5 protein-coding genes are annotated in these 7,551 nt (G+C 50.6%); 4 read left to right on the top strand and 1 reads right to left on the bottom strand.

Translation table 11 applies throughout. The features are described 5' to 3' along the window. Window positions 1-85: 85 nt before the first annotated feature. Window positions 86-259 carry a hypothetical protein gene (locus tag QF669_09540; protein ID MDP6457672.1) on the bottom strand — a complete coding sequence of 58 codons (174 nt, stop codon included), beginning with the start codon at window positions 257-259 and terminating at the stop codon, window positions 86-88. A gap of 117 nt (window positions 260-376) precedes the next feature. On the opposite strand from QF669_09540, the gene QF669_09535 reads away from it, so the two are divergent. The 4 genes from QF669_09535 (at window position 377) to QF669_09520 (ending at window position 7,403) form a co-directional block, all read left to right on the top strand. Next, complete coding sequence (locus QF669_09535; GenBank protein ID MDP6457671.1) at window positions 377-1,714, top strand: TolC family protein; 1,338 nt, start codon at window positions 377-379, stop codon at window positions 1,712-1,714. Between the two features lie 134 nt (window positions 1,715-1,848). Next, complete coding sequence (locus QF669_09530; GenBank protein MDP6457670.1) at window positions 1,849-3,225, top strand: efflux RND transporter periplasmic adaptor subunit; 1,377 nt, start codon at window positions 1,849-1,851, stop codon at window positions 3,223-3,225. Next, entirely contained in the window at window positions 3,218-6,997 is a 3,780-nt protein-coding gene (locus QF669_09525; GenBank protein ID MDP6457669.1) for an efflux RND transporter permease subunit, read from the top strand. Before QF669_09530 ends, QF669_09525 begins: the two co-directional genes overlap by 8 nt. A 34-nt stretch (window positions 6,998-7,031) precedes the next feature. Further along, on the top strand, window positions 7,032-7,403 hold the full coding sequence (locus tag QF669_09520) for a heavy metal-associated domain-containing protein (GenBank protein ID MDP6457668.1): 372 nt from the start codon (window positions 7,032-7,034) through the stop codon (window positions 7,401-7,403). The last annotated feature ends 148 nt before the right edge of the window (window positions 7,404-7,551 follow it).

Genomic DNA, 7,551 nt, shown 5'->3' with positions numbered 1-7,551 from the left:
TGCCAAACTGAGATTTCATGCTGTGAGATTGAGAAACCGGCATGCCCCGTTTCCATGATACAATGTGAAACAACGGTATTCGTACCTATGATTTCAGCACCACCTTTGAAATTTCAACTCCAGAAAGATTTGTCTCAGGTTGGGATGTCTGTGGTACACCGGGTACCTGTTGTTGCAGCGGTGTACGGAATGTACCCCGTGCAAGTGCCAGAGGCAGAACCACCACCCTCCTTTCTCTTCCCTCTCCTAATTTAGACATTTCTCCCTGCCGGTATATTTAACGCCGGTTCTGATGAATCCACTCCTTAATTAACGGGTGTGGTTTATGCTTTTCCCGTTGTACGGGAAAGAAACTGAGAATTAGAGGAGAAATGTCTTGAAGCGAAACAACAATTCTATAATAAGCAATACCGTCGCGATTGCGGTTGGAACAGTTCTGCTGCTTGGTCTAGATTTTTTAGCAGCAGATCAGCTGAATCCTCCAAACTTCATTGAGGATACAGTCTACGTCCTGCCAGCAGAGCCCTCTTTGGCTGATTACGAACGATATGCATTGGCGAACAATTCTGCCGTAAGATCTGCCTTTGCCAAGTGGCAGGCAGCTGTTGAAAGAATCGCCGTTGCCCGGGGACTCCCCAATCCACAACTGAGTTATGGTTACTTTTTGGAGAGTGTCGAAACGAAAGTAGGTCCTCAGGAGTGGCGTGCTAGCATCATGCAGATGCTGCCGTGGTTCGGGAAGCTGAAGTTAAGTGGCGACATCCAAACCCAGCGGGCAGAGAGTCAGTACCAGGTTCTACAAGCGGAAGTCAATGACGTACTCTGGAATGTAAGACAGGTTTACTACGACGCTTATTACCTGAGCCGGGCTGTAACCATCACTCAACAGAATATTGATCTGGTGATGAACTGGGAATACGTTATCCTGACGAAGTATACAACCGCCGCTGCAGACCACCCGGACCTGATCAAAACCCAGATTGAACTCATCAAAGCGAGAGATGATTTGGATGCACTGGAAGCGAAGTGGAACCCATTTTTAACAGAGTTTAGGGCTATTCTGAATGATAATACCGTGGAAGAAATTCATCTGCCAGAGTCATTGGAATTCCTCGAGTTCACTGTTCCGAAGGATGAGGTCTTCAAGGCAGCTTCCACCGGAAATCCTGGTCTGGAAAGGCACCGGTTCGATCTCATTGGTCGTAAGTTGGGTGTCAAGCGGGCTAAACTAAACTGGTTTCCCGACTTTGGAGTTGGATTCAGTTACGTTGGGACCGGCGAGGGATATTCTGCAGAAGGGGATCCTGTGACCGACAGTGGTAAGGATCCACTCATGGTTTCCGTTTCGCTAAGTGTCCCCCTATGGTGGGGGAAGAACCGGGCGGCAGTGGCTACAGCGAGGAATGAGAGAGCTTCTGCTGAATATAAGCTCAGTGATACAGAAAACAAGTTGAATACTGAAGTAGAGAAGGCGTGGTACGATCTGGAAGATGCCCGAAGGAAGGTATTGCTTTATCGGGAGAGCCTGATTCCTAAAAGTCTGGAATCACTGGGAGCTTCTGAGAAGGCTTATGTTAGCGATCACGTCGATTTTTTGACGCTTGTAGATGCACAGCGTCGTCATTTGCAGTTCACCTTGGCATACGAAAATGCCCTGGTACACTACAAGAAAAGTATCGCCAGATTGGAAAAGCTGGCAGGGAGAGAATTATGAGTAAAAAGAAGAAATCTAAAGAGAATCAATTAAACGTTTTTAAGGCCAGATTGAAAGGAGTTCAATCCTGGGTTTGGGGTCTGTTCCTGTTTGGACTAGTATTGGGTTTTCTTGTGCGTGGCGGAGGGAATGGTGTGAGTCAAGAACCAGCTGTCCAAGATCATAATGAAGCAGCTGCAGTCGAGTGGTGGACCTGCTCCATGCACCCCGATGTAAAATTACCTGAGCCGGGTCAGTGCCCTATCTGCTTCATGGACTTGATTCCAGTGACATCGTCATTAATGGGAGGGGGTCCGCGACAGCTCAAGATGTCTGAGTCAGCTGTGGCTCTGGCCGAAGTGCAGACCGTACCCGTTCGCAGGGGAGTGGCTCATGTTGAGGTTCGTCTATCCGGCAAGGTGGAGTACGATGAGACTCGTCTGGCAAATATAACTTCATGGGTTCCTGGGCGGCTTGAGCGGCTTTTCGTGGACTACACCGGTATTACCGTTCGCAAGGGAGATCACTTAGTGGAGTTGTACAGCCCTGAGCTCTTTTCTGCACAGGAGGAACTGCTGCAGGCACGACGGCATGCTCGAGGGCAGGAAGGGGGCGTAGCAGCCCGGACATCTCACACAGTTCTAGAAGCGACCAAAGAGAAACTGCGGCTGCTGGGACTTACTGTCGATCAGATCAAAGAGATCGAAGAGCGCGGGACAGCCTCTGATCGTGTAACTATTTACAGCCCACAGTCGGGTGTTGTCATCCACAAGAATGCTGTAGAAGGAATGTATGTCTCCACCGGGTCGAAGATTTATACTATCGCAGATTTAAGCCGCGTCTGGGTTGTGCTAGATGCTTATGAATCGGATCTGAACCGGTTGGGCTACGGGCAGGAAGTGACCATGTCGGTGGAGGCATTACCGGGAGAGATATTCATCGGTCGGATCGCTTTCATCGAGCCAGTTCTGAACGAAAAGACTCGTACTGTGAAGGTACGCGTGAACATGCCTAATACCGACGGTAAGCTGAAGCCCGGTATGTTCGTTAGGGCTGTGGTAGCGTCGAGCCTCGATGTTCACGGTCATGCTATTAATTCCGATCTCGCCGGGAAGTGGGTCTGCCCCATGCATCCCGAAGTAGTGAAGGAACAGGCGGGACGGTGCGATGTCTGTGGCATGAACCTCGTCAAGGCGGAGGAGATGGGGATTGTCAACGTGTCGGATGCCCACGATCAGAGTCTTCTGGTACCAGCTTCTGCTGTACTGTTGACAGGGAAACGGGCAATCGTCTACGTTAAAGTTGCTTCAACAGAGGAGCCAGCATTTGAAGGCCGTGAAGTTGTACTTGGACCTCGTGCCGGAGACGAGTACGTCGTGCTGAAGGGACTTCATGAAGGTGAGGAAGTTGTGGTAAAAGGGAACTTCAAGATTGACAGCGCCATGCAGATTTCAGCTAAGCCCAGCATGATGAGTCCAGAAGGCGGGGCTGCACCGAAGCACGACCACGGTGGCGGAGGTGATCATGAGTGACCGGCCAAGTTTGCTTGATAAACTAATACGCTATTGCCTCGAGAATAAGCTCATCGTGGCGCTGCTTTTCCTCGTTGTTGTGGCGTGGGGGATTATGGTTGCACCTTTCGATTGGGATATTCCCGGATTGCCGCGGGATCCCGTCCCAGTTGATGCCATTCCGGACATCGGCGAAAACCAGCAGATTGTCTTTACTCAATGGATGGGACGGTCACCGCAGGACGTGGAGGACCAAATAACCTATCCTCTTACCGTGGCACTTTTGGGCGTCCCTGAAGTAAAGACAGTCCGTTCTTATTCTATGTTCGGTTTCTCAACTATCTATGTAATATTCAATGAAGAAGCCGAGTTCTACTGGAGCCGGAGTCGCATTCTTGAGAAGCTCAACTCACTACCATCAGGGACTCTACCAGACGGAGTACAGCCTGCACTTGGGCCAGACGCCACAGCTCTCGGACAAGTCTTCTGGTATACGCTGGAAGGACGCGATGAAAATGGTAATCCCACCGGTGGGTGGGACTTGGACGAACTCCGGTCGCTGCAGGATTGGTACGTCCGCTATGCGTTGCTGTCGGCAGAAGGAGTAGCGGAAGCGGCTTCCGTAGGCGGCTACGTGAAGGAGTACCAGATTGACGTAGACCCTGCCGCCATGCGTGAACATAAAGTACGTCTAACCGATATCTTCCAGGCTGTCCGAGCTTCGAATGTTGATGTTGGTGCCCGGACCATCGAGGTGAATCGCGTAGAGTATATCGTTCGCGGACTGGGATTCATTCGTAGTCTGGAGGACGTGGAGGAGATAGTCGTGAAGGTGTCGGAGAATGTCCCCATCTACGTGAAAGATGTTGCCCATGTGACCCTGGGTCCGGCTCTCCGGCGAGGTATCCTCGATAAGGGCGGTGCCGAAGTAGTAGGAGGTGTGGTGGTAACACGCTTTGGAGAAAATCCGCTGGCGACCATCAAGCATGTGAAAGAGAAAATCCGGGAAATCAGTCCCGGGTTGCCGAAGAAGACCTTGGCGGACGGGACAGTGTCACAAGTATCCATCGTTCCTTTTTATGATCGTACCGGACTGATCTATGAGACGCTGGGGACCCTGAACCACGCCCTCAGGGATGAAATTCTCATCACCATCGTTGTAGTACTCATCATGCTGATGCATTTCCGCTCATCGCTTATGATTACAAGTTTGCTTCCCCTCACTATTCTAATTGTTTTCATCGGCATGAAACAATTTGGTGTGGATGCTAATATCGTGGCTTTATCGGGAATTGCCATTGCCATCGGTACCATCGTGGATATGGGCATTGTAGTAACTGAGAACATACTGAAGCATCTGGATGAAGCTGGAGAAGACGAGAACATCAGGGAAGTCTTACTTCGGGCAACTTCTGAAGTGGGCGGCGCTGTGGTGACGGCTGTTTCCACAACTGTGGTTAGCTTCCTACCGGTTTTCACCATGCAGGCAGCAGAAGGGAAATTATTTGTGCCACTGGCATATACCAAAACTTTCGCACTCATAGCATCGGTGATAGTGGCTCTCACTATCCTGCCGCCGATGGCTCATGTGCTCTTTTCCGGCAAGGTGCAAGGGAAGCGGCTGAAGTCCATACTTAACTGGACGCTTGTAGGTCTCGGTGTGATTGTAGCCGTTTCTTGGATCTGGTGGATTGGTCTTATGATTGCGGCAATTGGAGGCTATCACTTCTTCCGCTCAGAGCTTGACAAACTGTTAAAAGGAAATTTGGCAAAGGCAGTAAACTGGGTTGTGATTCTTCTGGTGGTGCTAATTCTCGCCTCCACTTGGGCTCCGCTGGGTGTGGGACGCAGCTTCTTTCTAAACGCATTTTTCGTGGCTCTAGTTGTGGCGGTTGTTATGGGATTATTAGTGGGGTTTACTCGAGTTTATCCACGGCTCCTGCGGTGGTCACTGGATCATAAGGCAGCGACACTTTCTGTGCCGGGAGTACTGTTGATCTTGGGACTCTTCGCTTGGATGGGTTTTGGCAATATCTTCGGATTCTTGCCGGAGTTTGTGACTCAGTCGAGACCGTTTGCTGCGGTGACTCATCTATTCCCGGGATTGGGGAAAGAGTTCATGCCACCTCTGGATGAAGGGTCGTATCTCTACATGCCTACAACTATGCCCCACGCCGGGATGGAAGAGTCCATAGATGTGCTGCAGAAAATTGACAAGGCGCTTTACTCAGTACCGGAAGTAGAGCTGGTAGTTGGCAAAGCGGGGAGAGCAGAAACACCACTGGATCCGGCCCCCATCTCCATGATTGAAACCGTGGTTAGCTACAAGTCCGAGTACATTACTGATAAGGACGGGAACCACCTCCGGTTCAAGATTGATGACAATGGTGAGTTTGTTAACGATGGGGATGGAAACCTAGTTCCGGATTCACGAGGCAAACCGTTCCGCCAGTGGCGAGATCATATCCGGACAGCAGCTGATATCTGGGACGAACTGGTGAAAGTAGCTCAGATTCCCGGTACCACTTCTGCTCCGAGACTGCAGCCTATATCAGCCCGGATTGTCATGCTCCAAAGTGGTATGAGAGCCCCAATGGGAATTAAGGTAAAAGGCCCAAATCTGGAAACTATCGAAAAGTTTGGTTTGGATTTGGAGAAGCACCTGAAGAACGTGCCGTCAGTGAAAGCTGCTGCAGTGTTCGCCGACCGCATCGTAGGCAAGCCGTACCTAGAGATTAATATTAGCCGAGAGTCTATTGCTCGCTACGGTATCTCGCTGCGGCAGGTGCAGGACGTTATTGAAGTCGCCATCGGTGGCAAGCGAATTACCTCCACGGTGGAAGGCCGGGAGCGGTACCCGGTGCGGGTACGGTACATGAGGGAGCTTAGGGGAGATATTGAGTCCCTCACTACTATCCTGGTACCTGCGCCAGACGGGACACAGATTCCAATACAGCAGATGGCTGACATCCACTATATCCGCGGGCCACAGGTCATCAAGAGTGAGGATACGTTTCTGGTGGGCTACGTCCTGTTCGACAAGAATGACGGCTGGGCAGAGGTGGATGTAGTAGAGCAGGCGCAGAGCTATCTGGAAGATAAGGTTTCCTCTGGAGAGTTGATGGTGCCAGCTGGCGTAAGTTATGCTTTTGCAGGGAGCTATGAGAACCAGATCAGGGCAACCGAGAAACTGCGCGTGATCCTGCCGCTGGCACTGTTCGTCATATTGCTGATTCTCTACTTCCAGTTCCGGCGACTATCCACATCTATAATTGTTTTTTCCGGTATTTTCGTCGCTTGGGCCGGTGGCTTCCTGATGATCTGGCTCTATGGACAGGGGTGGTTTATGAACTTCAACATTGTGGGGATGAACATGCGGGAGCTTTTCCAGATGCATCCAGTGAACTTAAGTGTGGCGGTGTGGGTCGGATTTCTGGCTCTATTCGGAATTGCCAGTGATAACGGCGTCATCATCAGTACTTACCTGGAACAGAGTTTTGCCCGGATGAAACCAAAGTCCATTACGGAGATTCGAAATGCCGCTGCTGAGGCAGGTACCCGCCGGATTCGGCCCGCCATGATGACAGCTGGGACTACCATCCTGGCGCTGATACCGATACTCACTTCCACGGGGCGAGGTGCAGACGTGATGGTACCCATGGCCATTCCGTCATTTGGCGGAATGGTGTTTGCTATTCTGACGACGTTTGTGGTACCGCTGCTTTATGCCATGTTGGCGGAGAGGCGGATGTTGAGATCGAATGAAGCGAGCTTTGGTAAAAAAAGAAAGTAAACACTAAGTTAAAACTAAGGTGAAAGGAGAAACCATGAAACTAATCAAGTTGCTGACCATAGGACTGTCGCTGTTGCTGGTAATTTCCTGCAGCAAGACGGACGCTGAGGATCAGGCTGCAGTGATAAAAGGGTCAAAGAGTGCTATGGTGGACTTACCTACCATGCAATGTGGCATGTGTGAAAGGGCTATCGAGACCGGATTATCCAAGGTAAACGGTGTGGTATCCATTGATGTTGACGTTGATGAGAAAAATGCTGCCGTGATTTATGAAGCTGGCTTGATAAACCTGGCGGGAATCGAGAAAGCTATCGCCAAACTGGGCTACCAGGCCAATGAGACTTCGGCTGATTCAGAAACGTATGCCGACTTGGCCAAGTGCTGCAAACTGCCTGAAGACAGATAGTGTTGCTGAAGGCAACATGGCTCTCTTTGCTGAGGGTCAATGCCCCACAGCGGACTACTGGTCTGGTGCAAAAGCTCCTAATTCGGGTGGAACAGTGTTTCAGCCAAGAGAAGGATTTTCACGATTATTAAGCAGACAAGAATAAGAG

The organism is Candidatus Neomarinimicrobiota bacterium (genome assembly GCA_030743815.1).
In the GTDB taxonomy this organism is placed as follows: domain Bacteria; phylum Fidelibacterota; class Marinisomatia; order Marinisomatales; family S15-B10; genus UBA2146.
The sequence above is the reverse complement of the archived record's forward strand: the minus strand, read 5'-3'. Positions and strand labels throughout refer to the sequence as shown.